Here is a 25,353-nt window from a genome sequence, read left to right on the forward strand (position 1 = left end):
TAATGCTTTAGCAGACAACCTACAAACTTCGCCTTCAATTTATTGCCCCCGCGATTGCGCCTTACCTTGACCCTCGCAAAACCCCGCGTATGTTCCGTGTCCCGCTTTTGCTGCTTTTCGGATGGCTGATCGTCGCCAATCCGGCAGTCGCGCAACGCGGCGTACCCCGGGCCGAATTCCGCAGCCTGCCCGTACTCGACCTCCCCCTCCAGGATAATGCCATCCTGCTCCGTCGCGAAGCCGAAGCCCACCGAGCGGACCGCCCCCGGGAGTTTGCCGTCACCCTGCCCGTACAGATCACGCCCGACCGGGAGGGGCAGTGGACAACCGTAGATGGCCGGGCTACCTGGCACCTACGCGTCCGGAGCCCCGGTGCCAAGTCCCTCAATCTCGGCTTCACCGGCTACCGGCTTCCGCAGGGAGCCGAGCTGTACCTCGCCACCGAAGAGGTCCGTTACGGCCCCTTTACCTCCGCCGACAACGCGGATCACGCTCAGTTCTGGTCGCCCCTCCTGCCCGGCGATGAGTTGCTGATCGAACTGGTCATGCCCGATGCGGGGCGGGAGGGTACCGGCCTCGTCCTTTCGTCCGTGAACCACGACTTCGTCGGCGTGGCCGATCAGTCCGGCCACTGTAACATCGACGTGGTCTGCGGATCGGCCGACGGCTTCCCCCTCATCGACGACTACCGCGACGTGATCCGCAGCGTCGCCGCCTACACCCTCAACGGCCGTAGCCAGTGTACGGGCTTTCTGGTCAACAATACGAATCAGGACGGCCGCCCCTTCTTCATCACCGCGGAGCATTGCAACGTTGACGAATCTTCGGCCCCCTCCCTGGTCGCCTACTGGAACTTCGAGAACAGTAGCTGCCGGCCACCGGATTCGGCGGAGAACGGCGCGGCGGGTAACGGCAAGCTCGAGGTGTTCAACTCCGGTGCCCGCCTGCGCGCCCGTCACTTACCCACCGATCTGGTACTGCTCGAATTCGACGACCCGGTCAATCCCCGCGCCGATGCCTTCTTTGCCGGCTGGTCGAACGAAGCTACCGCGCCCGCCGACGGCGTCCTTACCGTACACCACCCCAACGTCGAGGAAAAACGCATCACCTACTCCTACCAACCGACGGCCGTAAGTAACATTACCGGCGATAGCCTCTACGCCGCAGGCGACTTCCTGCGGGTTCCCACGTGGGATGCCGGTACCACCCAGGCCGGCTCGTCGGGTGCGCCGCTCTTCGACCTGGACGGAAGGGTCCGCGGCCAACTCTTCGGTGGGCGGGCTTCCTGCGAGCGGGACGGTGACGATATGTTCGGTTTTCTCCACCGCAGCTGGACGGGCGGCGGCACCCCCGATACCCGACTCGTGGACTGGCTCGACCCCAACCAGACCGGTGCCGTCACTCTCGACGGACTCGAACAAGCCGATCTTCCCTTTCTCCTGACGGCTAAAGCCGGGTCCCTGACCAGCTGCGTGACGGACTCCGTGGCATTTACCGTACGGCTCGGGGAAGGCTTCGCCGAAACCAACAACGTCACCGTTTCTACCGACGATAACCTTACGCTCTACGCTCCTTCCGTCGCCTCCCGCGGCCGGGACTTCCAGATCATTTACCGGGGTACGGTCGTGCCGGCCATGGCGGGGGAATACTCCATCCGCGTAACCGTGACCGGTGAGGGGGTCGCGGACGAGTTAACTCTCCGGCTACGACTGACCGACGGTGCTCCCTCCGCCCCCACGCCGGGGCTGCCCGTCGCCGGTGAGTCCGACGTCGACCCCTTCGCCCAATTCACCTGGGCGGCGCGGGAAGGGGCCACCGCCTACAACCTCCAACTGTCGACCGATCCCACCTTCGCCAGCCGCGAGCTTGACCTGTCGATGATTACGGAAACCCGGCTGGAGCTCGTCTACCCGCTGGCGGGGACAACCACCTACTACTGGCGGGTACGCTCCCGCAATGCCTGCGGGGCGGGGGAATGGTCGGCTACGTCCACTTTCACCACCTCCGACCGGAGTTGTACGGTAAAATACGCGAGCGACCTGCCGCTGACCATCTCTTCCCGCGACTCGGTACGCGTGGTGTCCGAGATCTACGTGGCCAACCCAATTACGATCTCCTCCCTCGAAGTGACCCTCGGGCTGGAACATACTTACATCGGTGACGTGTACGCCGATCTCGTAGCTCCGGACGGTACCGTCATCTCCCTCTTCCGGCCACTGCAAAACGGGCTGTGCGCGGGCAGAAACCTCTACGTCAACTTCGCCGACGACGCCCCGGTGACGGCCGAATCGTTCGGGGAAGATTGTGAAACGGGGCGCCGCGATGACTACCGCCGCGTGCAATCCCGGCAACCGCTGTCCAGCCTCAACGGTACCCTGGCCCGGGGCACCTGGCAGCTCTTACTCACCGACCGGGCGATCCGGGACGGTGGGTCCCTCACCGACTTTGGTCTGAACATTTGCGGGGAACGCACCAGGGACCGGGAGGTCGGCATCGGGTTGCGGTCCGCGCCCATCACCAGTTGCTCCAATGGGGACGGAGAGGCTCGGTTGCAACTACGGGGCACCTTTACCGATCCCGATTTGCGGGTGGAGGCCGGCAATCTGGCCCTGGATAATTATAGCTACTCCATCGACCGCCAGAGCGGGGAAGTGCTGGTGCGCTTCAGCGCCTGGACGCTGGTCGGGCCCGGCACCTTCGACTTATCCTACGTTGTGACCGACGACGACGGCACCGAGCGGCGGGCGGTGAGTACGCTCACGGTACTGCCGATCCCCGAACCCGTACCCCCCGCTACGGTCCGCGCCGATTCGACCACGGTTACCTTTTACTGGAGAACCTCCGACGTGGCGCGGGAATACCGGTTGGAGATCGCGGAAACCGAAGATTTTGCCCGGGTCGTAGGCGCCCGTACCTCTCCCATAAATGTGCTCACCCTTCCGCGCGCCGATCTGCCGGAGGGATTTTACTGGCGATTGGTCGCCGTAAATGACTGCGGCGAATTTCCCGGTCCGGCGCAGTTCGTAACGCTGGAAGACCCGAACGCGCTGTTACCCGGAACCGTTGATCCGCAGCTAAGCCTCTACCCGAATCCCACCCGGGGCATCCTCCATCTGGAAGCGGGAGCGGCGTGGGTAAATAAACCCCTCCACCTCGTGCTGTACGACGCCGCGGGCCGACCGGTCCGTCAGTGGGAACGGCGAGCGGATGGTCCCGTGCAAATTGACATCCAGGGTGTTCCGACCGGCGTTTATCACCTTCGCATTTCGGGAGCGCCGGGGAGCGTTACCCGACGCGTATTGCTCCTTCACTAATTACATTGCACCTGCTGCCCTGCCCACCCGGCTACGCATAAAAAACCCTCTACCGCCATGCTTCTGCGTTGCCTTTTCTCCCTGCTTTTAGTATCCACCGTGCTGCACGGACAGCCTTCGGTGCGGGATGTGGTGCAGGATTTTGCGGGAACGCAGGAGCTAAGAAATGCCGTAATAGCCGTGGACGTACGCGACGTAAATACGGGCCGTCAACTGGCCGGCCACAACGCCGAACGGGCCTGTATCCCGGCGTCTACCCAGAAGTTGATCACCACCGCGGCGGCGATGGATCTTCTCGGTCCCGACCACCGGTTCCGGACCTGGCTGGTGGCGAACGGACCCATTGAGGGAGGTACCCTGCGCGGAAATCTCGTCATTGTGGGTGGTGGGGACCCTACCCTGGGAAGCTCGCTCATGGAGGGCGTGGCTTCGCTGGACGAAGTGGTCCAGACCTGGGTAGATAAAGTGAGGGCGGCGGGCATCACCCGCATCAGCGGCGCGGTGGTCGGCGACGGAAGCTACTACACGACCGACGGCGCCGGGCGGGGGTGGTCATGGGCGGACCTGGGCAACTACTACGGGGCGGGTACCTACGGCCTCAACGTAAACGAGAACGCCTACTACCTGTCGTTCAGTCAGCGACAGCGCGAGGGAGCTACGCCCCCGATCCTGGATACGGAACCCAAAGTGCCCGGACTGGTATTCGTAAATGAGCTGACCAGCGGACCCCGGGGCAGTGGTGACCGGGCGTATATCTTCGGGGCACCCTTCAATTACCGGCAGTACGTGCGGGGCACGATACCGGTCGGTACTGGCCGGTTTCGCATTCGGGGCTCGATCCCCGATCCGGCACTGCTGGCCGCCCAATTGCTCGACCGGAAGTTGGAGGCCAGTGGCGTGGACGTGGTACAGCCGCCCGCCAGCGACCAAACGGTAGGTAGCGGCCCCTACGGCAATGGGAAGGTGCTCGACGAACGCAGGTCACCCCCCTTGAGCGAAATCGTCGACCGCACGAACCTGACCAGCAATAACCTGTACGCCGAAACGCTCCTGCGCGAAATGAATAAGGCCCGGGGCAACACCGATTTGGCGTCTACCGATATCGTAATCGACTGGTTGGAATCCAGGGGAGTGAAAACCGAAGGCGTTCGCCTACTAGACGGTAGCGGCCTCTCGGCACGCAACTTCTTTCCCCCGTCGGCCATGACGACCCTGCTGGTCGATCGGTCGGGAAGCGATCGGTGGCGGGAAAGTATTCCCCTGGCCGGCCGTACGGGAAGCTTGCGCCGGGTACTGCGGGGGACCGTCGCCGAGGGCCGGGTACAGGGGAAAAGCGGAACCATCGATGCGGTACGGGCATACGCCGGCTACGTGGACCGGCCGGACGGTAGGCGACTAGCCTACAGCATCGCGGTGAACAACCATACGCTGCGGGGAAGCCGGCTGAACGAACTGATCTACGGCCTGATGCGCGACCTCTGCACGGCAAGTCTGTGAGCGGACCGTATCTTGCCCCGCCACCCGTCCGAATCATGCGCTTTCCGTTCATTGTCCTCCTGTTGTGTCTCCTGGGATGTAGGGATGCGGACGGTCCGGCCCCTCCACCGGAAGACGTGTATGCTACCGGTAAGACGGAGGAGGAGCGTGACCGCCACGTATGGCAGAAGCCGGGTTTAGTCATCGAGGTGCTCGGCGATATCGAAGAAAAGGTGATCGCCGACATCGGGGCCGGGGAGGGTTTCTTCGCCCGCCGCCTCGCACCCCTTGCCGACCGCGTGATCGCCGTGGAGATCGATCAACGATGGATCGACTACCTCGATACCTTGCGGGTAACGGAACTTCCGACTTCCCTGCAGGGGCGGCTGGAAACCCGTCTGGGCCTGCCGGACGACCCACGCCTGGAGGACGGGGAGGTCAATATCGTTCTCTTCGTCAATACGCTTTACCTCATCGATCATCCGGAAGACTACCTCAAGAAAATACGGCCGGCCCTGCGGTCCAATGGGCGGGTAGTGATCGTGGACTGGAAGAAAGAAGAGACCGCGCTGGGCCCCGATCCGGGCGATCGGATCGGCCTCTCGGAGCTCGCCCACATGCTCGAGCGGGCGGGGTTTGCGGTCGTGTCCACCGATAATACCGGACTGGATTACCAGTACATTATGGTAGCGGAGAAAAAATAGGCGGTTGTTACCGGTCCAGCCACCGCAGCAGGAGCGGAATGAGCAGGAGGTCGCTGATCACCGCGCTCGCCAGGGTCAGGGAGATGAGTAGCCCGATGGTCACGCTCGGCGGACTTACGCTGAACAACATTACCAGAAAGCCGAAAAAGAGTACGACCGACGTGAGCACGATCGCCTTGCCGGTCTCCCGGAAAGTCAGGTGGATGGCCTCCTGGGTGGCCAGGCCCCGGCGACGGGCCAGTTTGTACTTCGACAGGAAGTGAATGGTATCGTCGACCGCGATGCCGAAGATGACGGCAAAAACGATGCTTACGCCGGCTTCCAATTCGATGCCCAAATAACCGAGCATGGCTCCCGCGATGAGTAGGGGAAGGAGGTTGGGGATCAGGCTCACGATCAACATGCGCCAGTTGCGGAACAGCAGGGCCATGAGTCCGCAGACGATCACGATGGCCAGTCCCAGGCCCTGCAGCAAGTTGCGGCGGATGTACTCGGCGTTTTTATCCACGATAAGACCGGTGCCGGTAGAACGGATATCGACCAGGGAGGTATCGACGTGGGTGTTGATCCAGTCGGTCGTATTTGCCAAAAACACCTTGATGCTGTCGGCCCCGATATCGTCCAGGCGGCTGGTGATGCGGGCCTTTTTTCCGTCGCGACTGACGAGCAGATTCAGGTTAACGTCGGGAATACGTTCGGCCAGACTACGGTACTGACGGTAGCGCCCCTCGTCGGCCGGCAGGACGTAGGCGTCGGGGCGATTGTTGTTGAAGGCCTGGTTGATGCTGCGGTACACCGCCGTGATGCTTGCCGTACTCTGCACGAAGGGAAAGGCTTTGACGTGATCCTCGATCTTAGCGATCTCCCGGAGAACACGGAAATCGGTGACCCGGCTACTGTCGCTGGTAATGACGGCGAGTTCGAAGGGCCGGAACCCGCTCAGTTCCCGTTCGAAGTACTGGAAGTCTTCGGTAACCTTGCGCCCCCGGGGCAGGTTGGATTCGATGCGGTAGTTGGTGGTGATTTGGGAAATGCCGAGCACGCACAATCCCACTACCGCTGCGGCCCCGATTTTTATGGCCGTACCGTTGGACTGGGTGAAGCGGTAGGTACGTTCCAGCAGTCGGTCCCAGAAGGCCTGCTGCCGTCCGATCTTGACGATCTGATCCACGCTCAGGTAGCTCAGCAGCGAGGTGGTGAATAGTATCACCGTGAGAAAGGCGATCATGACTCCCAGTGCGGCGTTGATCCCGAAGTCGCGGATCGGATCGATCCGGCTCGTCAGCAGGGTAGCGAAGCCCACCGCCGTGGTGATGGATGTCAGCAGGGTGGCGAGGCCGATCTCCCGGATCGTGGTGCGAATGGCGGCCTCCTTCGGTTGGCCCTTACGCAACTCGTCGATGTATTTCGACATGATGTGAATCACGTCCGAGGTACCCACGATGATCATCAGTACGGGGTAGAGGGCCGCGATCGCGTTGAGTTCGCGACCGAGCAGGCCGAGGGTTCCCATGAAGAGGAGCAGCCCCAGCGCGATGCTCACCAGGGACACCGCGATCCCGAGTGGCCGGCGGAAGAGCAGGAACATGACCAGGCTCACCAGCAGGCCGGAGATCAGCGCCGACACCGCGACTTCCCGGATCTGAACGTCCACCAGCTCCTTCTGGAAGTACGCCGGGCCCAGATAGTGATGGTCCGGAAAGTCGTAGGTCGCCATCAGGCTGTCGAGCCCCCGCATGAGGGAACGGCTCTGCTCAAGATTGATCAGGCTCGGGGTCTTCAGTACGGTGACCAGTGCCGTGCCGCGTCGGTTGATGAGGTTGCCCACGAAGCGCTCGTCGGCCATGATGCGAGCGCTGTCGGCGGCGTACCGGCTGGGGTCACTGAGGTGAATGGCCGGGATCGTCGTTACGGCAAAGGGTGTTTTGATCGGGTAGCCGAAGGAAGTCAGCGACTGAGCATTGTCCACCTCCGGCAGGTCGCGCACGGCCAGGGAGAAGGCGTGAGCCTGCTGGAGGAAAGTGCTGTCGAATACGGTGGGTTCCCGCTCGAGGGCAACGAGTAAGAAGTTGTCGTCCCCCTCGAATTCATCGATGAATTCAAGGAAGAAGTCCAGGTCCTCGTCGCCCCGGGGAAAAAACTGCTGAAAGTCGAAGGTGAAGTTGAGCCGGAAGCAACCGTAGACGGCCACGGCCGCGTACAGAGCGAAAAACAGAATGACCGGAAGTCGGTAGCGGCGCATACGGGCGGGATGATTCCCTGCTTAAAGAACGGCCGCCCGGGATTGTTGGACGGAAACCACGTATTCTTTATCCCTTCCCCCGACCGCGTCCGCTCTTCCCGCTCCCTCCGGCACGGGGCTTGCGTTTGTACACGAGGTGCATCCGGCTTTCCAGGGGGTTGGCCGTATCCTCCAGGTAGCGCTGGCGGTTAATGAAGGCGTCGCGGGCAAGAAAGAGGGCGGCGAGAAAAGAGTCAGGACTTGCCTTGTCCTGCCCCACCAGATCGTAGGCCGTCCCGTGATCGGGGGAGGTACGAATGGCGGGTAGCCCCGCCGTAAAGTTGACCCCCTTACCGAAACTAAGGGCTTTGAACGGCACGAGACCCTGATCGTGGTACATAGCCAGCACCGCATCGAACTTGCGGAACTTTCCACTGCCAAAGAAGCCGTCGGCGGGGAAAGGGCCCAGCGCCATAATGCCGGCAGCCTTGGCGGTTTCCACCGCCGGCCGGACGATCTTCTCGTCCTCATCCCCGATCCGACCCTCGTCGCCGGCGTGGGGGTTGAGGGCCAGCACGCCGATGAGCGGCTTTACGATCCCGAAGTCGCTCCGTAGGCTCTGGTCCATGATCTTTAGCTTGGCCACGATCTTGTCCTGAGTGACCTCATTGGCCACCCGGGAAACGGGGATGTGGTTGGTCACTACCCCGACTCGCAGATCGTCCGCTACCAGGAACATAAGACTCTCGTCGGCCTCCAGGCGCTCCGTGAGCATTTCCGTATGGCCGGGGTAGGGAAACGCGTCGCGGGGCATGACCGACTTATTGATGGGGGCCGTTACGAGGGCATCCAGCCGCCCCTGCTTCAGGTCCTCCACGGCGCGATCCAGCGACCGGGCGGCGACCCGCCCCCCGGTCTGGGTCGGCTGTCCGGGAGAGTACTCGATGGGTTCCTCCCAGCAGATCACGAGGCTGACCTCCCCGTCTTCGGCCGTCTCCGCGCCGTCAATCTCCGTGAAGGCGAGTGGTTCTTCCCCCCCGGCCGTGGAATTGGTAAAAACCTCGGGCGTGGCGTAGATCACGGGAGTGACCAAGTCGAGGACCCCGTTGCGGCGCAGCGCCTTGACGATCACCTCCGGGCCGATGCCGTTTACGTCGCCGACCGATATACCAACTCGCAGGGGATCCATACGTATACTGTTTGATTGGTGGGCAAAGGTAGCCACCACCCGACGGGGAACGGTAAAGCATCCGTAAGTTTGTGCCGTGGTGAAACATGTGCTGGTATGGGTTATGGCGGTGACGCTGTGCGGCTGCGGAGGCGAGGACGAAGCGGTACAGATACAGCTCACGCCCGATCAGCGGGAAGAATACCAGGCTATTGCGGCCAGTCGTATCGATTCCCTGCGGCCCCTACTGGACAGTCTGTGCTCGGCCACCTTCGAGGATCGGGTTGCCGTAGCCACCGACAGTATCGTTCAGCGCCGGTTGGAAGAAGAGCTGCGCCTGCGGGCCCGCCTCGGTCAAAGTCCGGAACAATGAGGTACGCTCCGCTGCTGCTTCTGTTGCTCCTGCTGGGCTGTCGTGGAGAAGAGGTCGATCCCCGCGTCCTGGTCGAGCAACGCGCCGCGGAGCAGGTCGCGGCTATCCGGGCCAATCTGCTGCGCGACTGTCAACGTAACGTGATGGACGCCGCATCGGCACGGGCCGATTCCCTACTGCTGGATCGCGCCCGCCGTATGCGCCGCATCGCGGGTCGCCCGCCACGGCCCGGTCGGCCCGGAGCACCCCCGGTCAAGGAGCTATCCGCCCCCCTGCCGTTACGGCCCTTGTTTCCCTTCGAAATTCGCTACGATACCCTGCTGCGCGATAGTCTGCGGCGGGATAGCATCCGTCTGGATAGCCTGCTTCAGGAGCGAATTCTACGCGATAGCCTGCGGTGAGGAACTTGATTTGTAATCAAATTGATTACGTAATCCGACGAATTAAGAAAATTATCACCTAATTGTTGCGCCGGTGACCCGAAGTTACTAACTTCGGGCCGTCAGCCGACTATTCGAACGGCTAATTCGACGGCTGTCGCCCCACATTCAAGTTTATTTTTTGCAACCTTTGAAAAGGCCGGAGATCACTCTCCGGCTTTTTTTATGCCATCACGCTAGCTGCGTACCCGTAGTGGCGTACACCCTCGTGTCCTTCGCTGCGGTCGTGAACGTCCGCCAGGAAGAAGCCTCCCTCGCACTGGCCGGCGACGTTCCGGTCCAGTCCGCAACGGTGGAGTTGTTCGTAGGTAGGGTAATCGATCTCTTCCCGGCTATCCAACCGTGCCCGGAGGTCAAAATCTTCGGCCACTTCCCGCCAGCCGTTTCCGACCTCGGCGGAAAAGACCTTTGCTTTAGAGCCGCTGCCGTAAGCGAAGACAAGCAGACTGCTGCCGGAAAGTTCGCGATCGCCGGTCAGGGCAGCTTCGAGGGTGGAAACTATGCTCAGAAAAACGCTGCCGGCGTAGAGGTTGCCGACCCGGGCGCTGGCCCATTCTCCCGGAGCGATGTACCGCTCCACGAACCGACCGTACTCATCCGTCTTCGTCACCGCCCGTAAGAATTCCCCGCACTTGGCGATGTACTGCTCCCGATCCTCATAATCGTCGGCACAGGGTACGTCGAGATCATTGCGTTCGATAAATTCCATCCACTCCTGCCGCGCCTTCAATTCCTCCATGAACAGTTCGGAGAACATCCGACGGGCCTGGTAAGCGTAGGGTAAGTGAAAGGCCAGTCCGGCGTAATCGTCGGTCAGGGAACCCGCCCGGGTACCGCGGCGGCGGCGGTAATCGATGAGGGCCTCCCGAATGCGGGCCTGGTAGGCCTCCGTGCTGTAGGGACCGTCGAAGACCGGCGTATCCTTGTGGAGGGTGATGTACCGCTCGTTGCAGTCGAGGACACCGTTCACCTCCAGCCCCAGATTCAGTTGATCCTCCAGTTGATCGAGTTGATAATCCTCCGCCGAGAGATCGGGCAGGAGATTGATGACCTCGCGTATGATGGATTGCTTGCTCACCCGCCGTTTGGGCTTAAAGAAGTCGTGGGCCGGCCGGGTAGCCACCCCGAAGTCGGGATCGATCGTGAGCAGGCGGGGGTCACGCTTTACGAGCATGGCCACGGCCCCGGCTCCCTGGGTATACTCTCCCGTACTGCCGAGTTCGTACTTGGCACTATCGCTGGTGACCACGATACCGGTGCGGCCCTCCCGCGCCGCGGTCCACTCGAGGGTATTTTGCAGGGCATCGACCCCACCGATGCAGGCGAAGGTCAGGTCCACCACGTCGCAGTGAAGAAAGCAGTTCGGACCGTAGGCGTCGGCGAAATGGTCCTGCAGCATATCCAGCACGTAGGTCGCCGTAGGCTTGGAACCGTCGAGGGCGCTTTCCGTACCTAGGTAAATTCGGCCGACGGTGCAGGGGTCGATGTCATTCTTATGCATCAGGTCCAGCACGGCGTTCGCGGCCATGGTGGCGGCGTCTTCTCGGGCGTCGGCAACGGCCATCTGCTCCAGCCCCAGTCCCTTGTTCAGCTTCGCGTAGGGGATGTCTCTCCGTTTGGCGAGTTGCTCGATGGACAGGTACAGTTGGGGAATATAGACGGAGAAGTCGTCAATACCGACGGAGGGAGCGGACATGTAGCGGAGGGTTTATAGCCACTTCAACGCCGCGCCAAATCGCATGGTTTAGGCTAGGGAGCACTTAGCGGGCTACCCGGCAGTGGCGCAGGTATTCTAACACCATAGCGGGTACCAGATCACCGATCAGGCTGTGGCCGCAGTCACGGGTAGTAATTAGGCTCGACCCCGCCCAGTTCTCGTGCATCCGGTAGGCGCCGTCGATGGGGGCCAGGTCATCGCATTCATCGTGAACGATCAGGCCCGGTACCCGTAAATTCTTCACGTACTTAATGAAGGAGATGTCGGTAAAGCTCACGTCTAGTTTACGCCGGAACTGCTCGTCAATGCCCCGTTTCACCTTTTCGTGTACCCCAACGAAGTCGCAAAACTTGTCGATAAAGTTCTCCAATTCACCCGGTACGGCCAGCGATACCAGTTGCTGGGGTTCGTAGGCCGCCTCCATCTCCGTCAGGTACCAGATCGCGGCCATCCCGCCGGCGGAGTGACCGATCCAGTAATCGGGCGCGAATCCATGGTGCTGTAGATAACACTGAAGGGCCTCGGCGTAGATCAGGGCGTTGAACCGTTTCCCCCCGCTGCGGCCGTGGGCGGGGGCGTCGAAGGCGTAAATGGAATAGCCGGCTCGCCGCAGAGGCTCGAAGAAGGCAAACCAGCGACCGCTGTTGCTCTCCCAACCGTGCAATAGGAGTACGCTGGGCCCCTTGCCCGGCCAGTGAAAACACTGCAGTTTGGTTCCGTTGGCGTTGACGGTATACCGCTCGGCGGTACGCATAAAGGCATCACTCAGGGGCTCGTCGGCCGCCCGCCGGGGCTTGCTCAGGAGGTAGAAGCCGATCTTACCGGCCTGCCGCCGCGACATACGCGCGGTGCCGTTCAGCAACCGACGGATGCTTCCGATGACGAACTTTTCTCTCTTACCTGCCATGCGGCATTTGGGTCTTTTGCACCGACAAACTTAAAGTGCATTCCGGGAACTTACGTACGATCGGGGCCGTTATCTCGATTCTTAACCCCTCCCCATGGCCGAATTGCTCCCCCGCCTGACCCGACTGTACGTCCGGGCGTTCTCCGGCCTTCCCCGTAAAGTATGGCTTTTGTCGCTCGTGATGGTGGTAAATCGCAGCGGAGCGATGGTCATCGCTTTTCTCTCGGTCTACCTCGTTAATTCCATGGGCTACACGGCCACCGATGCCGGGTGGGTCATGGGAGCCTTCGGCGCCGGCGGTATCGTAGGCAACTACGTCGGCGGACTCCTCAACGATCGCTACGGTTCCTGGCACATCATGATCTTCAGCCTCGTCATCGCGGGGATACTGCACATCCTGATTGGACAGGTCACCTCCTTCTGGCCGTTGTGCGTACTGGTATTCCTCACCTCGGTCACCGCGGATGCCTTCCGGCCGGCTAATCGCGCCGCCATCGCCGTCTACGCCCGACCCGAAAACCTCACTCAGTCTTACGGCCTGCAAAGGCTGGCCGCCAATCTGGGATTCTCGATCGGGCCGGCACTGGGCGGACTACTCATCCACGCTTACGGCTACGAGAGTCTTTTCTGGGCCGACGGCATCACCTTCCTGCTGGCGGCCGTGCTGTTCCTGCTTACGCTTCCCGCCGACGAAACCTCGCGTCCGCTGGTTGACACCGCTCCCGCGTCCCCCGCCCCCGGAAAACCCCTGACGGAAACGCGCCGGGCCCTGCGGCAACCCTGGTTGCTCTACCTGATCCTGGCGAACGCCTGCGTGATCACCTGCTTCTTCCAGTTCTTCAGTACGGTACCGGTGCATCTCACCCAGAACGGGTATACGGAAAGTCAGTTCGGCCTGCTCCTCACGATCAGCGGTGTGGCCATCGTACTCATCGAAATGCCGCTGGTGTACCTGGCCGACCGCCGCCTGCGCCCCCTGTACGTTATGCTGGCCGGTACGGCCCTTATCCAGGTCGGTTACTTCCTGCTGCCGCTGGCCGTCGTGACGGGCTATTTCCTGCTGGTCGTATGGATCTTGCTCATCACGCTGGGGGAGATCCTGTTTATGCCCTTCACGAGTACCTACGTAGCCAAGCACGCGCCGCCCGCCCGCCGGGGCGAATATCTGGGGGTTCTGTCGGCGAGTTACTCCCTGGCCTTCATCCTCACGCCGGTACTGGGGTTCCAGCTGGCCGAATACTTTGGTTACGTGGTATCGATTTACACCGTCACGAGCATCGGGATCCTCGGCCTACTGCTACTGTTGCGCGTAGATCACCTCCGGGAGGTACGTACCCGGGAGCTTAGTGCCGACCTCGTTTAGGTCAGGGTATCGATGACGGTCTTCAGGGTCACGAAGAAGGGCTCGCGCGCTTCCCGGGAGATTTCATCCTCACCGTCCTCTGCCAGCAACAGGTCCTCCACGAAGGCTAGTAGTTCTTCCTCCTCACTCTGCTCGAAGAAGGGGGTGAGGCGATCGCGAAAGTTGCCCTTCGCGGCACCGATGATCTCGTAGTTGCGCTCCTCGGCCGCGGCGATCTGGTCACCGGTCACTTCGGTCAGGCCGGCGCGTTCGTCGTCTACGGACTGGAAAATGACGAGGGCGGCGAATACGAGCAACTCGCGTTCCCGCTCGGTGAAAGCCTCCACGTCCTCGTTGGTGAGGTAGTCCATAAGGTCGGGCTGGCTCTCGGCGAAATCACGGATTTCGGTTTCGTAGTCGTCGCCGGCTCGCTCCAGGCGGGCGAGCGTTCGTTCGATGGTTTGTTCGGAAATCATATGTGGGGGGTTGGGGGCGGGGACGCGGGTGCGGTGAATATCCGCAAATCAGGCCTTCGCGGCCACGAATCCGAAGCGCCCTCCGGCCTCATCGATGATCAGGAAGCAGAAGCTGTCGGCGTTCTCCCGGTAAACCTTGCGGAAGGGGTCGATCTTCTCCTGGGTTACGACCCGCTTAGCCACCAGTTCTTCGAGGGTGGTTACGTTGACCGTCCAGACCAGGTCGCGGGGAGTGGGCACCTCCATGAGGTGAATGCCGGGTACGCTCTCCGTATCGTCGCCGGCGTAGGCGACGAAGACGGGGTAGTTGCTCACCTTTTCGTCGATTACCGTTTCCGCCGCCTGGCGCAGGGGCTGGTGGTAGGACTTAATGTCGGTCTGGAGCTGGATCCAGTTGGCGTTGTCTTGCATGCGCGGGGATTCGTTAGGGGGCGAGGCGTTCGCGTTGCCAGTCGTTGTCGCCGTGGCGGGTATAGACGAGGCGATCGTGCAGGCGGCTGCTGCGCCCCTGCCAAAATTCGATCAGTTCGGGGATGACCACGAAGCCTCCCCAATTTTCCGGACGGGGGAGTACCTCCTCGTCGCGGAACCGCTGTTCCATCTCTTCCCTGCGCCGGTCCAGAAAGTCGCGGCCGGGGATCGCGTCGCTCTGCGGGCTGGTCCAGGCACCGATCTGACTCTTCTTGGGGCGGCTCTGAAAATAGGCCGTGGAGGTTTCCGGATCGACCCGCTCCACCCGGCCCTCCACGCGGACGGACCGCTGGAGTTCCAGCCAGTTGAAGACCAGGGCCACGTGGGGGTGAGCCATGATTTCGTGGCCCTTGCGGCTATCGTAATTGGTGTAGAAGATGAATCCCCGGTCGCTCACTTCTTTCAGCAGGACCGTGCGGGCGGCGGGGTGGCCCGCGGCATTCACGGTAGCTACCACCATGGCATTCGGCTCGGGATCCTTGCTATCCTTAGCCTCCCGGAACCAGCGGTCGAAGAGGGGGAACGGGGTAGGGGGCGCGTCCGCCTCGAGGAGAACGTCGGCCTGGTAGTCGACCCGGAGGTCGGAAGCATCGATGGGCATGGTTCAGCGTTTTATCCGCGGTGCGGACTAAAGGTAACCGGGCGACCACGGGATAGGTGCGATCCCCTAGGCCGCGGCGCGGAGCACTTCCAGCATTCCACCCTCCAGTTTACTCTTGGCGTAGACGGCATCGATGGTGTAGTGCTTGATCTCCTTGTGGCCGGGCAGGTCGAACATGGCGTCCGTCATGATGGCCTCACAGATGGAGCGCAGGCCCCGGGCACCGAGTTCGTACTCGAGGGCGGTTTCGGCGATGTACTGAATGGCGTCGTCGGTGAAGACCAGGTTGATGCCTTCCAGGCGGAACAGGTGCTGGTACTGCCGCAGCAGGCTGTTGCGGGGCTCAACCAGGATGCGCTTCATGGCGTCAAGGTCGAGGGGGCGCAGGTAGGAGATCACGGGCAGGCGACCGATGAGTTCGGGGATCATGCCGAAGCGCTTCACGTCGCGGTGGGTGACGTACTGCAGCATATCTTCTTCCTTGATCTGCTTCTTATTGGCGTTGCCGTAGCCGATCACTTTGGTGTTGGTGCGACGGGCGATGATCTTTTCGATGCCGTCGAAGGCTCCTCCGCAGATGAAGAGGATATTCTGAGTGTTCACCTTGACGAGCTTCTGCTCGGGGTGCTTACGGCCGCCCTGGGGGGGCACGTTGACGTCGGTTCCCTCCAGCATCTTGAGCATGGCCTGCTGCACGCCCTCGCCGCTGACGTCGCGGGTGATGCTGGGGTTATCGCTCTTGCGGGCCACCTTGTCCATCTCGTCGATGTACACGATCCCGTGTTCGGCGGCGGCTACGTTGTAGTCACACACCTGTAGCAGTCGGCTGAGGATACTTTCCACGTCTTCCCCCACGTAGCCGGCCTCCGTAAAGACGGTAGCGTCGACGATGGCGAAGGGAACCTGGAGGAACTTGGCGATGGTCTTCGCCAGGAGGGTTTTGCCCGTGCCGGTGCGGCCGACGAGCAGGATATTGCTTTTTTCGATCTGCACCTCATCGTCGCTCGTGGCGGGGTGGGAGAGGCGCTTGTAGTGATTGTACACGGCGACGGCGAGAATCTTCTTCGCCTCGTCTTGTCCGATCACGTACTTGTCCAGGTGCTCCTTGATCTGGCTCGGGATGATGCTCTTGGGCAGCTTAAATTCAAAACCGGGCTTTTTGGCCTCGGGCTGGGGTTGTTCTTCGGGGTTGAGGCCTCCGTAGAGCTCCTCGGCGACGATCTCCTGAGCTTGTTCCACGCAAACTTCACAGATATGGGCGTCAAGACCGGCCACGAGCACCAGGGCATCGCTTTTGTCACGACCGCAGAAGGAACAGCGGAAATCTTGTCGTTTACCTCGCATCATATATAAGATAGGTAAGCGGAGGCGTAACCGCAAGGCCACGCCTCCGCTGGTGAGTATTTAGGCCGCGGTCTTATCGCGGTTCAGGACCTCGTCCACGAGGCCGTACGCAACGGCTTCCTCGGCCGTCATCCAGTTGTCGCGGTCGGAATCTTTTTCGATCTGTTCGAAGCTCTTTCCGGAATGCTTGGACAAGATAGTGTAAAGCTCCTCGCGCAGCTTCGAGATCAGGCGGTAGTTGATCTCCATGTCGGAGAACTGACCCTGCATGCCGCCGCTGGGCTGGTGGATCATGACCCGGGCGTGGGGCAGGATGGAGCGCTTACTCTTCTCGCCGGCGGCAAGCAGCACGGAGCCCATCGAGGCGGCCAGGCCGGTACAGATGGTAGCCACGTCGGGCGTGACGTACTGCATGGTATCGTACATGCCCATGCCGGCGATCACGCTGCCGCCGGGGCTGTTGATAAACATCTGTACGTCGCGCTTCGGATCCACGGATTCGAGGAAGAGCAACTGCGCCTGCACGACGTTGGCGACATAATCGTTGACGGCAACGCCCATGAAGATGATGCGGTCCATCATCAGGCGGCTGAAGACATCCAGGGCGGCGATGTTCATCTGCCGCTCTTCAATGACGTTGGGGGAAAAGCCGGTGACCTGGGGCGACGCCATGCCGCCGATGGTCTGAGCGTATTTCTCCAGGTGCATGGTACTCAAACCCATATGGCGGGTAGCGTACTTCATGAATTCATCCTGGGGGACTTGGGGAGTCATATTAACTTATTTTAGGGATAGTTTCTCCCCGTTAACGTTGCGGCGGCTCCGGCGGTTGACGGCCCCCTACTCCTCCTCCTGCTCCGGGGTGTTGGCCTCGTTGAAGGTCCGGATGGTCTCGTTGAACTCCTCGACGGACAGCGGCTTCTCCTCCAGGGTAAGGTCGGCGCGGATCGCGTTCATGACCTTTTTCTCCATGGCGTTGCTGCTCAGCTCCTCGCGCTGCTTCTCGTCCTTGAGCATGTTCTGGATGTAGTTGTCCAGGAACTCGTCGGTGAGGAAGTCGGGGCGCTGGCCGCCGAGCATGCGCATCAGATTCTGGAGGGCTTCGGCGCGTACGTCCTCGTACTGGAGTTCGATCTCCTTCTGTTCGGCGATCTTATTGCGGATGAGCATCCAGCGTACGCCCCGCTCGAAGTTCTCGAAGTTACTTTCCTTGTCGTCCTTGCTCAGCTTCCGCATGAGTTCGGTGGGGACTTCAAAATCGTTGCCCTCGACCAGTGCCCGCTGGATCTCGAAGTTGGCCATGGAGATGCCCTGGGCGTTGAAGCCTTCGGCCGCGTTGGCCGCCAGCCGCTCGCGCAGTTGCTCCTCGGTGGTCACTTCGCCGGAGGGGTCGAACTGGATGAAGAACTCCTCGTTGAGCTCGGCCGGAGTGAGGCGGCTGATCTTGTCGACGGTGATGGTGAACGACTTGCCCGACAGGTCGGTGTCCTTCGCTTCGTCGTCGAGTTCCAGGAGATATTTCTTTACGTTGGCTTCCGTACCGTTCTGCTCTACGGTCGTGAGGTCGTCGACGGTGATGGAGGCGCCGACGTTCTGTCCCACGAGCTGCGACTTGACGTCCTCGGTCAGATTGTCAACGTACAGTTTGGTGGAGTTGCTCAGCTCACCGTCCACTTCCTGTACGGTGACGTCGAGAATATCTTCCTCGGCGATGGGGCCTTCCTCGACCTCCTTGCTTTCGCCGCGCTGCTTGCGCAGGTTCTCTACCTGCTCGTCGATGAAGTCATCGTTCGTATCCAGGACGTACTTATCGAACGACCGCTCGGGGAGCTGCAGCTCGAACTCGGGTTCGAGGCCCAGGTCGTAGGAGAGCTTGAGGTCCTTAATATTAGTGGCGCTGATCTGCTCTACCTGCTCCTCCTCGTCGGGAATGGGGCTGAAGATGAGGCGGATGTCATTCTCTTCGATGTAGCCGAACAGTTCCTGCTGAATGGTACGATCGAGGAGGGGGCCGAAAACCTGGTTACCCATCAGCTTGCGCAGCGCGGAGATGGGGGTCTTGCCCCGGCGGAATCCCTTGATGTTTACCCGCTTGCTCTCCTTCTTCAGCTCTTCGTTGAGCTTCTTACCGAGCTCCTCCTTCGAGAAATTGAGTTGAATCCGACCGGTGACCGGGCCGGTCTTTTCGTACGTTACTTCAGCCATAATGCTACTAGGTTAAAAAAGGCCCACCCGCAAAAGGTAGGCCATGTGTGCGGGTGAAAGGACTCGAACCTTCACGCCTTGCGGCACTAGATCCTAAATCTAGCGTGTATACCAATTTCACCACACCCGCGGGGAAAACGCCCGCAAAGGTACAATCTCCGGCCGGAACGTGCAAGATGGTCCGTCAATCCGCCCGCGATATTCTCCCTGATTTAGCTCATGCTGTAAATAAAGCGTTCGGAAATAATCTTGCCGTTGCGGACCTCGTACACGCAGATCTCGTGCTCCTGCACCCGGTCACCGTCCTGCTTGGTCACGTCAATGCTCATCCCGACGGTAAAGAATTGGTGATAAACGAGGGGCTCGGTCACTTCAATGCCGTGTACCGTCATGCCGTCGTCGTACGCTTCGCTCTTCGCGATGAGGGTGTCGAGTCCGCTGACGTCGCCGCGGGGAATGCCCGGCATTTCGTGAGAGGAAGCATTCTCGGCGAAAAGCTCCCGGTATGCCTGGGTACTTTCCATTTTGCGGGACAACTCGACCAGGCGGTCGGCAATTTGTTGAACGGTCATCATAGTCTGGTCTGTGTTTAAACAAACTTAGGGAAAGCACCCGAATAAAACAAATCGTTTTTAATTCGTCCCGCTTGCCGGCTCTCCGCTCCCTTCGTTGCTCCCGCGATCCCGCCCCCGCCGTTACCTTTGCCGCATGCTTACCGAACCCTTCGAGCGATTCTGGAACACCGTACGCCGCGCCACCCACAACGCCCGGCTCGTCAAGTTGACCCTGAGCAAGCCGCGGCGGAAGGGACCGGCCACTCCCCGCAATCTGTACGCCCGCCCGGTGGAGGTGAAGGGAGAGCAGCTCCTGCAGGTCACCCACCGCTACCACGACCGGGAGGAGGCCAAAAACTACCCCTACGAGGACGGACTGACCTACCTGCGTGGCCAGTTGGAGGAAACCTACTACAACGGCGACCTCTTCAGCCTCGACGAGCAACTGTCCGTCATGCAGAGCCGAAAGGGCAACGCCCGCCTCACCGAACAACCGCCCCAGCACCGCGAAGCCGCCGCCGAACACAACCGCGAAAAACACCGCGACGTCCCCGCCGGCCGGCCCTATCTCCACGCTCTCGGCATCACGAACGACAAGGGGGAGGTGACCGGAGCGGGCCGGCGAAAGTTCCGGCAGATCAATAAGTTCGTGGAGATTGTCGACGGGCTCGTCCGGGCCCACCCCCTGCCCCCCGGCGCCCACATCGTCGATATGGGCTCCGGCAGCGGCTACCTGACCTTCGCCCTCTACGATCACCTTGCGAATACGCTGGGCCTCGACGTGCACGTGACCGGCGTGGAACTGCGAACCGCCCTCGTGGAAAAGTGCCGACGCATCGCGGCGGAGAATGCCTTCGGTAACCTATCCTTCGAGGAGGGCTACATCGACAGTTACCGCCCGGAACGGATCGACATGCTCATTGCTCTGCATGCCTGCGATACGGCTACCGATGACGCGCTCTACCGGGGGGTGCGGGCCGGTGCCGAAATTATGATCGTAGCCCCCTGCTGCCAGAAACAGGTTCGGCGGGACATGGTCGTCCCCGCGGAACTCAAACCCCTCCTCGGTCACGGCATTCTGCTGGAACGACAGGCCGCCATGGTCACCGACGGACTCCGGGCGCTCTACCTCGAAGCGGAGGGCTATGACACCAAGTTGTTTGAATTCATCGCCCTGGAGCACACGGCGAAAAACGTTATGATCACCGCCGTGCGGACCGGGATTAAGCGGGCGGGAGCGCGGGAGCAGGCCGAAACCCTGAAGCAACGGTTCGGGGTGGGGCGCCACCACCTGGAAGAGTTGCTCAAATAACGCAGACCGGGGGGAAACACCCTCCCTCATTGTACCTTAGCCCCATGTCCGCACGTCGTTCGTACTTCCTGCTTTTGCTCCTGTGCTTCGGTGCCGGCCTGATCGCTCAGCAGGCTACGAACCGCACCGTGAACGTCCGCGCCGAACTGGCCCGCAAGGAAATAACCATCGGCGACCAGATCTACCTGGACGTAAACATCTCGGCCCCGCCGGGGACCAGGGTGTACCCCATAGCCCCGGCCGCCCTCAACGAATTGCCCGGCCTGGAAGTCATCCGCGACGAGGAACTGCGCACCATTGCCGAACAGCCCGAGCGGTTGCTGGAGCAGCGCATCCTGATCACCAGCTTCGATACGGGCTACGTAACCATTCCGCCGCTGGCCATCTTCTTCGAGGACGCCGGCGGGCGGGCGGATACCGCCTTCACCACCGACCTGCTGCTCACCGTGAAGGGAGCCGTCGTATCGGCCGAAGACGACATCCTGCCCATCAAGCCGATCATCGAGGAGCCGCGCAATCTGCTGGATTACTGGTGGGTGTTCGCGCTCCTGGCCCTGACCCTGATCGTGGTGGGTGTGCGGGAGTACCGCCGCCGCCGGGCCGCGGTCGCGCCCCCACCGCCGCCGCCCCCGCCGGCCCACGTGCGGGCACTGGCCGAACTCGACGCCCTGGAGGCCCGCCAACTCTGGCAGAACGGCCAGACGGATGCCTACTACGTCGAACTCACCCACATCCTACGGGCCTACCTGGAGGCCCGTTTCGGCATTCCCGCCCTGGAACTGACCACCCGGCAGATCACCACCCGGTTGCAGTCGCAGGAAGGACTTGCCGTCGCGGAGCGGGAAGAACTCGCGCAGTTGCTGCGGTTGTCGGACGAGGTCAAGTTCGCCAAGGCCGTTCCGGCGGAGGATCTGCACCCCCGGGGGATGCAACGGGTCAGGGACTTCGTGCGCGCTACGGGCGTCGACCCTGCGGCGGAAACTACGGAAGCTACCCTGGCGGGTACCGATAAAGAACACGGATGATGGGCTGGTGGAACCAATTTACCTTCGTTTACCCCTGGCTGCTGCCGCTGGCGATCGTGCCGGTGCTGCTGTACGTATGGAATCAGCGGCGGGCGGGGGAGCGGCTGGTGAGTTTACGGCTGCCCAGTACGACGGCCATCGACGGACTAACCAGCTGGCGCAGCACCCTACGGCCCTTTCTGCCCCTGCTGCGGGTGATCGCGCTGGTGCTGATGGTGGTGGCACTGGCCCGGCCCCGCCTCGATCTGAGTGAGGAGTCCGTAACGGCGGAGGGGATCGACATCGTGCTGACGATGGACCTTTCCACCAGCATGGGGGCCCAGGATTTCAATCCCAACCGGCTGGAGGTTGCCAAGCAGGTGGCCCGTGATTTCGTCAGCCGGCGGGAGTACGACCGGATCGGACTGGTCGCCTACGCGGGGGAGGCTTACACGAAGTCGCCCCTCACGGTCGATAAGGATATCATCGATCGCTTCATCGGCGAGTTGCAGATGGGGGAAATTACGGACGGCACCGCCATTGGCCTCGGCCTCGAAACGGCCATAAACCGGCTTAAGGAAAGCGAGGCCGCGTCGAAGATCATCATTCTGCTGACCGACGGGGAAAACAACGCCGGTGACCGGCACAAACCGGAGGTCGCGGCGGAAATCGCCCGCAAGTTCGGCATCCGGGTGTACACCATCGGGGTGGGTAGCGGGGAGGAAACGCTCATGCCCTCCGCTCCGATTGGGGGAGGCCGCTACCGCTTCAAACCTACGCGCGGTACCGTGGACGACAAGCTGCTCTCCTACATCGCCGAGGAAACCAACGGCCGCTACTTCCGGGCCCGCGACACCGAGGAGCTGGAGTCTATCTACGCCTACATTGACGAACTGGAGAAAACGGAGATCGAAACCACCGTTTTCAAGCGTTACGAGGAGCAGTTTGCCCGCTTCCTCTGGCTGGGCTTCGGCCTGCTGCTTCTGGAAACCGTATTGCGGTATACCGTGTTAAGGACAGTTCCCTAAGCTCCCGATTACGTGTCGAAAAATTTGCCCGCCGCCCGCCAACAACTTGCCCTGGTCTACGAACTGATGACCATAAGCGGGCAGCCCGGATACCAGGAGGTGACGCTGGCCGAATCGATCTTTACCGCCCTGTCCGATCTGCTCGAACTGCTTCCGGACGAGGGCGTAACCGAACTGCTCTACCGGCTCAGTGAGGGCGTGCCGGCCATCAAGGTCGCGGAGCTCTACAACGTCCTGATCTGGTCAGCCGACGCCCGGGGTACGATCGACGCGGAAGAGATCCAGCAGTGGTTTTACGGCAAACAGCGCCGTCGCATCGAGATCGCCGCCCAGGTGGATCTTTTTCCGAGCAACAGTATGGACGAGTGCGAGCGGGTAGTGGGGGAGCTGATGAAACGGTTTCCGGACCTTGACTATCTCCTCTACCCCCTGTGGAAGGAGATCAAGGCACAGATTAAGGAGGAAAAAGCCTGGTCGGATTACCGACGCGAGACCTTCGAGATGCCAAAGGAAATGACGCCGGATATCATGAAGATCATTCGGGGGATTAAGAGTAGGTGATTTTTTATGGTTGCTGCGCAACGGGGGGGGCACCACGGATTGAAGCGACAGGTCGAGCGGCCTCTGGTCCGAGACGGAATTGGTTGCTGCGCAACGGGGGGCACCACGGATTCCGCGAATTAAGACGACAGGTCGAGCGGCCTCTGGTCCGAGATATTTTTTTCCACCGCAGATTACGCAGAAGGCACAGATTACGTCGCGGATCTAGGTCGAGTGGCCTCTGGTCCGAGACGGTTTGCTTGCTGCGCAACGGGGGCAGCGCAGTCGTTGGCCGACCGAGGCACGAGGCTCGTCCGCCGACTAAGCGTAGTGCACTGCTTACCTTGGCGCTTCTCTTTAGCGTACGAACCTTAATTTCTTCACTATGGTCCGTTTCGAACACTCCGAATACCTCTGGCTGCTCCTCCTGCTACCCGCCGTGATCGGTTTGTTCTTCTGGTACTGGCGGCAGCGGCGGGCCGCGCTGGAGCGGTTTGCCGACCGGGAACTGCTCGATTACCTGGCCCCGGGGATCAACCGTCGGCTTCCGTGGACGAAGTTCATCCTTTTCGCCCTCAGCCTGCCCCTGCTGGTGGTGGCCCTGGCGAATCCCCAGTGGTCGGCGCAGCGGGAGGAAATGCAGCGCCGGGGCATCGACGTAGTGATCGCCCTGGACATCAGCAACTCCATGCTCGCCGAGGACGTTAAGCCCAGCCGCATGGATCGCGCCCGCTACTTCACGACCACCCTCATTGACGAACTCGTCGGGAACAACATCGGCGTGGAACTCTTCACCTGTACCGCCGTCATGGCCGCCCCCCTCACCACCGACTACAATTTCGTGAAGAGCGTCGTCAGCACCGCGGCCCCCTACCAGATCAGCGCCCAGGGCACCAACCTGGCGGAGGCCATCACCACGGCCGAGGCGGCCTTCGACGCGGAAAGCGCCAACCACCGCGCCCTCATCATCATCTCCGACGGGGAGGATCACGCGGGATCGGCCGCCAGCGCCGCCGCCCGCGCCCACGAGGCCGGATTACTGGTCTATACCGTCGGAGTCGGAAAATCCGGAGCCAGCCTGATGCCCGTCCAGCTCAACAACGGCCGCAGCGATTACATCCGGCAGTCGGGGGGCGGTCCGGCCACTACCAGTGCCGACCAGGCAACGCTGGAGGATATCGCCGGCAGCGGCGGCGGGGCACACTTCCCCCTCAGCGGCGACAGCGAAAATCTGGCCCAGGCCCTCCGCGCCCAGGTGGACCGGATCGAAAAGCAGGAGTTCGAAACCCAGTCGTTCTCGAGCTACGACAGCTACTTCTACTGGTTTCTGGCCCCGGCGGTGCTCTTGCTCCTCGTCGAAATGACCATCGGCTACCGCGCCCGGTACGACGCTGCCTCCGGCGGCGATGTATGATGCGGTTTCCGACCGCGCAGGGTACAATGCGGTTTCCGACCGCGAAGTAAGATGCGGTCTCCGACCGCGAAGTACAATGCCGCCCCCGGAGGCATGGGAATACTAACGACCCCCACTCGCGCGACTACAAGTCGCGGTGCACTTCGCTCCCGGAGGTAGCGTCGTACAGGTCGCGGACAATCCGCCAGTAATTCCCGTGCTCCAGCCGCAGCACCCGCTCGGCGATCTTTTCCGGAGAATCCTCCGGATCCAGACGTACCGCCGCCTGGTAGATAATGCTGCCCTCGTCGTAATTCTCATTGACGTAGTGGATGGAGATCCCGCTTTCGAGATCGCCGGCGTTCTTGACCGCTTCGTGGACGTGGCGGCCGTACATCCCCTTGCCTCCGTACTTAGGCAGGAGCGCGGGGTGGATATTGACAATCCTGTTCGGATAGGCTTGTACGAGGTAGCCGGGGATGAGCCACAGAAAACCCGCCAGCACGATCAGGTCGACCCGGTAAGCGCTCAGTGCTGCGAGCAACTCCTCGCCGGTGGCCCAGTCGGCCCGCTTTACCACGAGACTCGGGATCCCGCGCTCCGCCGCCATAAGCAGTCCGCCCGCGCCGGTCCGGTTACTGACGAGGAGCACGACCTCGACCCCGTCCTCCGGGTGCTGCTGAAACCGGTCGATCATGACGCGGGCATTCGACCCGCCGCCACTGATGAAAATGGCAATGCGTTTGGGCTGACTCATGGATGC

General features: G+C 61.4%; 23 protein-coding genes and 1 tRNA gene. 11 read left to right on the forward strand and 13 right to left on the reverse strand.

Annotated features, from left to right (window positions below):
• The first annotated feature begins 89 nt into the window (after positions 1-89).
• Genes NMA52_RS00495 through NMA52_RS00505 form a run of 3 tightly spaced genes read left to right on the forward strand, consistent with a single transcriptional unit; the run spans position 90 to position 5,494 of the window.
• A complete protein-coding gene (locus NMA52_RS00495) occupies positions 90-3,314 on the forward strand; it encodes a proprotein convertase P-domain-containing protein (protein WP_254825665.1) in 3,225 nt (1,074 codons plus the stop codon).
• Positions 3,315-3,371: 57 nt separating this feature from the next.
• On the forward strand, positions 3,372-4,811 hold the full coding sequence (gene dacB, locus NMA52_RS00500; RefSeq protein ID WP_254825666.1) for a D-alanyl-D-alanine carboxypeptidase/D-alanyl-D-alanine-endopeptidase: 1,440 nt from the start codon (positions 3,372-3,374) through the stop codon (positions 4,809-4,811).
• A 35-nt stretch (positions 4,812-4,846) separates the two neighbouring features.
• Entirely contained in the window at positions 4,847-5,494 is a 648-nt protein-coding gene (locus NMA52_RS00505; RefSeq protein WP_254825667.1) for a class I SAM-dependent methyltransferase, read from the forward strand.
• A 7-nt stretch (positions 5,495-5,501) separates the two neighbouring features.
• On the opposite strand, the gene NMA52_RS00510 is transcribed toward NMA52_RS00505, so the two are convergent.
• Both NMA52_RS00510 and pdxA read right to left on the reverse strand, forming a co-directional pair.
• A complete protein-coding gene (locus NMA52_RS00510) occupies positions 5,502-7,736 on the reverse strand; it encodes an RND family transporter (protein ID WP_254825668.1) in 2,235 nt (744 codons plus the stop codon).
• Positions 7,737-7,803: 67 nt separating this feature from the next.
• Positions 7,804-8,904, reverse strand: coding sequence for a 4-hydroxythreonine-4-phosphate dehydrogenase PdxA (gene pdxA, locus NMA52_RS00515; RefSeq protein ID WP_254825669.1), 1,101 nt, complete (start codon positions 8,902-8,904; stop codon positions 7,804-7,806).
• A 79-nt stretch (positions 8,905-8,983) separates the two neighbouring features.
• Between pdxA and NMA52_RS00520 the strand changes: the two genes are divergently transcribed.
• Together NMA52_RS00520 and NMA52_RS00525 are read left to right on the forward strand one after the other, a co-directional pair.
• Positions 8,984-9,256, forward strand: coding sequence for a hypothetical protein (locus tag NMA52_RS00520; RefSeq protein ID WP_254825670.1), 273 nt, complete (start codon positions 8,984-8,986; stop codon positions 9,254-9,256).
• The gene (locus NMA52_RS00525; RefSeq protein WP_254825671.1) at positions 9,253-9,657 is read left to right on the forward strand and encodes a hypothetical protein; all 405 of its coding nucleotides are present in this window, start codon (positions 9,253-9,255) and stop codon (positions 9,655-9,657) included. Before NMA52_RS00520 ends, NMA52_RS00525 begins: the two co-directional genes overlap by 4 nt.
• A 202-nt stretch (positions 9,658-9,859) precedes the next feature.
• On the opposite strand, the gene NMA52_RS00530 is transcribed toward NMA52_RS00525, so the two are convergent.
• Positions 9,860-11,392 carry a hydroxymethylglutaryl-CoA synthase family protein gene (locus NMA52_RS00530; RefSeq protein WP_254825672.1) on the reverse strand — a complete coding sequence of 511 codons (1,533 nt, stop codon included), beginning with the start codon at positions 11,390-11,392 and terminating at the stop codon, positions 9,860-9,862.
• A gap of 64 nt (positions 11,393-11,456) precedes the next feature.
• Positions 11,457-12,320 carry an alpha/beta fold hydrolase gene (locus NMA52_RS00535; protein WP_254825673.1) on the reverse strand — a complete coding sequence of 288 codons (864 nt, stop codon included), beginning with the start codon at positions 12,318-12,320 and terminating at the stop codon, positions 11,457-11,459.
• 94 nt (positions 12,321-12,414) lie between these two features.
• Here NMA52_RS00535 and NMA52_RS00540 point away from each other — a divergent pair, with 94 nt between their 5' ends.
• Positions 12,415-13,683 (forward strand): MFS transporter, encoded by a 1,269-nt coding sequence (locus NMA52_RS00540; protein WP_254825674.1) that lies wholly within the window; start codon positions 12,415-12,417, stop codon positions 13,681-13,683.
• Here the strand turns inward: NMA52_RS00540 and NMA52_RS00545 are convergent.
• From NMA52_RS00545 to NMA52_RS00580, 8 genes are all read right to left on the reverse strand, one after another.
• On the reverse strand, positions 13,680-14,138 hold the full coding sequence (locus tag NMA52_RS00545) for a hypothetical protein (protein WP_254825675.1): 459 nt from the start codon (positions 14,136-14,138) through the stop codon (positions 13,680-13,682). The two genes, NMA52_RS00540 and NMA52_RS00545, sit on opposite strands and share 4 nt — an antisense overlap.
• A gap of 48 nt (positions 14,139-14,186) precedes the next feature.
• Entirely contained in the window at positions 14,187-14,549 is a 363-nt protein-coding gene (locus NMA52_RS00550; protein WP_254825676.1) for a hypothetical protein, read from the reverse strand.
• A gap of 13 nt (positions 14,550-14,562) precedes the next feature.
• Complete coding sequence (gene pdxH, locus NMA52_RS00555) at positions 14,563-15,210, reverse strand: pyridoxamine 5'-phosphate oxidase (protein ID WP_254825677.1); 648 nt, start codon at positions 15,208-15,210, stop codon at positions 14,563-14,565.
• A 66-nt stretch (positions 15,211-15,276) separates the two neighbouring features.
• On the reverse strand, positions 15,277-16,554 hold the full coding sequence (gene clpX, locus NMA52_RS00560; RefSeq protein ID WP_371930937.1) for an ATP-dependent Clp protease ATP-binding subunit ClpX: 1,278 nt from the start codon (positions 16,552-16,554) through the stop codon (positions 15,277-15,279).
• 60 nt (positions 16,555-16,614) lie between these two features.
• Positions 16,615-17,328, reverse strand: a complete 714-nt coding sequence (locus tag NMA52_RS00565; RefSeq protein ID WP_256534067.1) for a ClpP family protease — start codon at positions 17,326-17,328, stop codon at positions 16,615-16,617.
• A gap of 66 nt (positions 17,329-17,394) precedes the next feature.
• Entirely contained in the window at positions 17,395-18,759 is a 1,365-nt protein-coding gene (locus NMA52_RS00570; protein WP_254825679.1) for a trigger factor, read from the reverse strand.
• A gap of 48 nt (positions 18,760-18,807) precedes the next feature.
• A tRNA-Leu gene (locus tag NMA52_RS00575) sits at positions 18,808-18,889 on the reverse strand.
• Between the two features lie 82 nt (positions 18,890-18,971).
• Positions 18,972-19,334: a SnoaL-like domain-containing protein gene (locus NMA52_RS00580; RefSeq protein WP_254825680.1), complete on the reverse strand. Its 363-nt coding sequence runs from the start codon at positions 19,332-19,334 to the stop codon at positions 18,972-18,974.
• Positions 19,335-19,467: 133 nt separating this feature from the next.
• Here NMA52_RS00580 and NMA52_RS00585 point away from each other — a divergent pair, with 133 nt between their 5' ends.
• The 5 genes from NMA52_RS00585 (at position 19,468) to NMA52_RS00605 (ending at position 24,611) form a co-directional block, all read left to right on the forward strand.
• Positions 19,468-20,625 (forward strand): SAM-dependent methyltransferase, encoded by a 1,158-nt coding sequence (locus tag NMA52_RS00585; protein WP_254825681.1) that lies wholly within the window; start codon positions 19,468-19,470, stop codon positions 20,623-20,625.
• Positions 20,626-20,669: 44 nt separating this feature from the next.
• On the forward strand, positions 20,670-21,650 hold the full coding sequence (locus tag NMA52_RS00590) for a hypothetical protein (RefSeq protein WP_254825682.1): 981 nt from the start codon (positions 20,670-20,672) through the stop codon (positions 21,648-21,650).
• Positions 21,650-22,657, forward strand: coding sequence for a VWA domain-containing protein (locus NMA52_RS00595; RefSeq protein ID WP_254825683.1), 1,008 nt, complete (start codon positions 21,650-21,652; stop codon positions 22,655-22,657). Before NMA52_RS00590 ends, NMA52_RS00595 begins: the two co-directional genes overlap by 1 nt.
• A gap of 12 nt (positions 22,658-22,669) precedes the next feature.
• On the forward strand, positions 22,670-23,218 hold the full coding sequence (locus tag NMA52_RS00600) for a hypothetical protein (protein WP_254825684.1): 549 nt from the start codon (positions 22,670-22,672) through the stop codon (positions 23,216-23,218).
• A 364-nt stretch (positions 23,219-23,582) separates the two neighbouring features.
• On the forward strand, positions 23,583-24,611 hold the full coding sequence (locus NMA52_RS00605) for a VWA domain-containing protein (RefSeq protein WP_254825685.1): 1,029 nt from the start codon (positions 23,583-23,585) through the stop codon (positions 24,609-24,611).
• Between the two features lie 124 nt (positions 24,612-24,735).
• Here NMA52_RS00605 and NMA52_RS00610 read toward each other — a convergent pair whose 3' ends face one another.
• Positions 24,736-25,347 (reverse strand): phosphoribosylglycinamide formyltransferase, encoded by a 612-nt coding sequence (locus tag NMA52_RS00610; protein ID WP_254825686.1) that lies wholly within the window; start codon positions 25,345-25,347, stop codon positions 24,736-24,738.
• Positions 25,348-25,353: the final 6 nt, after the last annotated feature.

Origin of the sequence: Lewinella sp. JB7 (assembly GCF_024297185.1) — a bacterium.
GTDB lineage: Bacteria > Bacteroidota > Bacteroidia > Chitinophagales > Saprospiraceae > Neolewinella.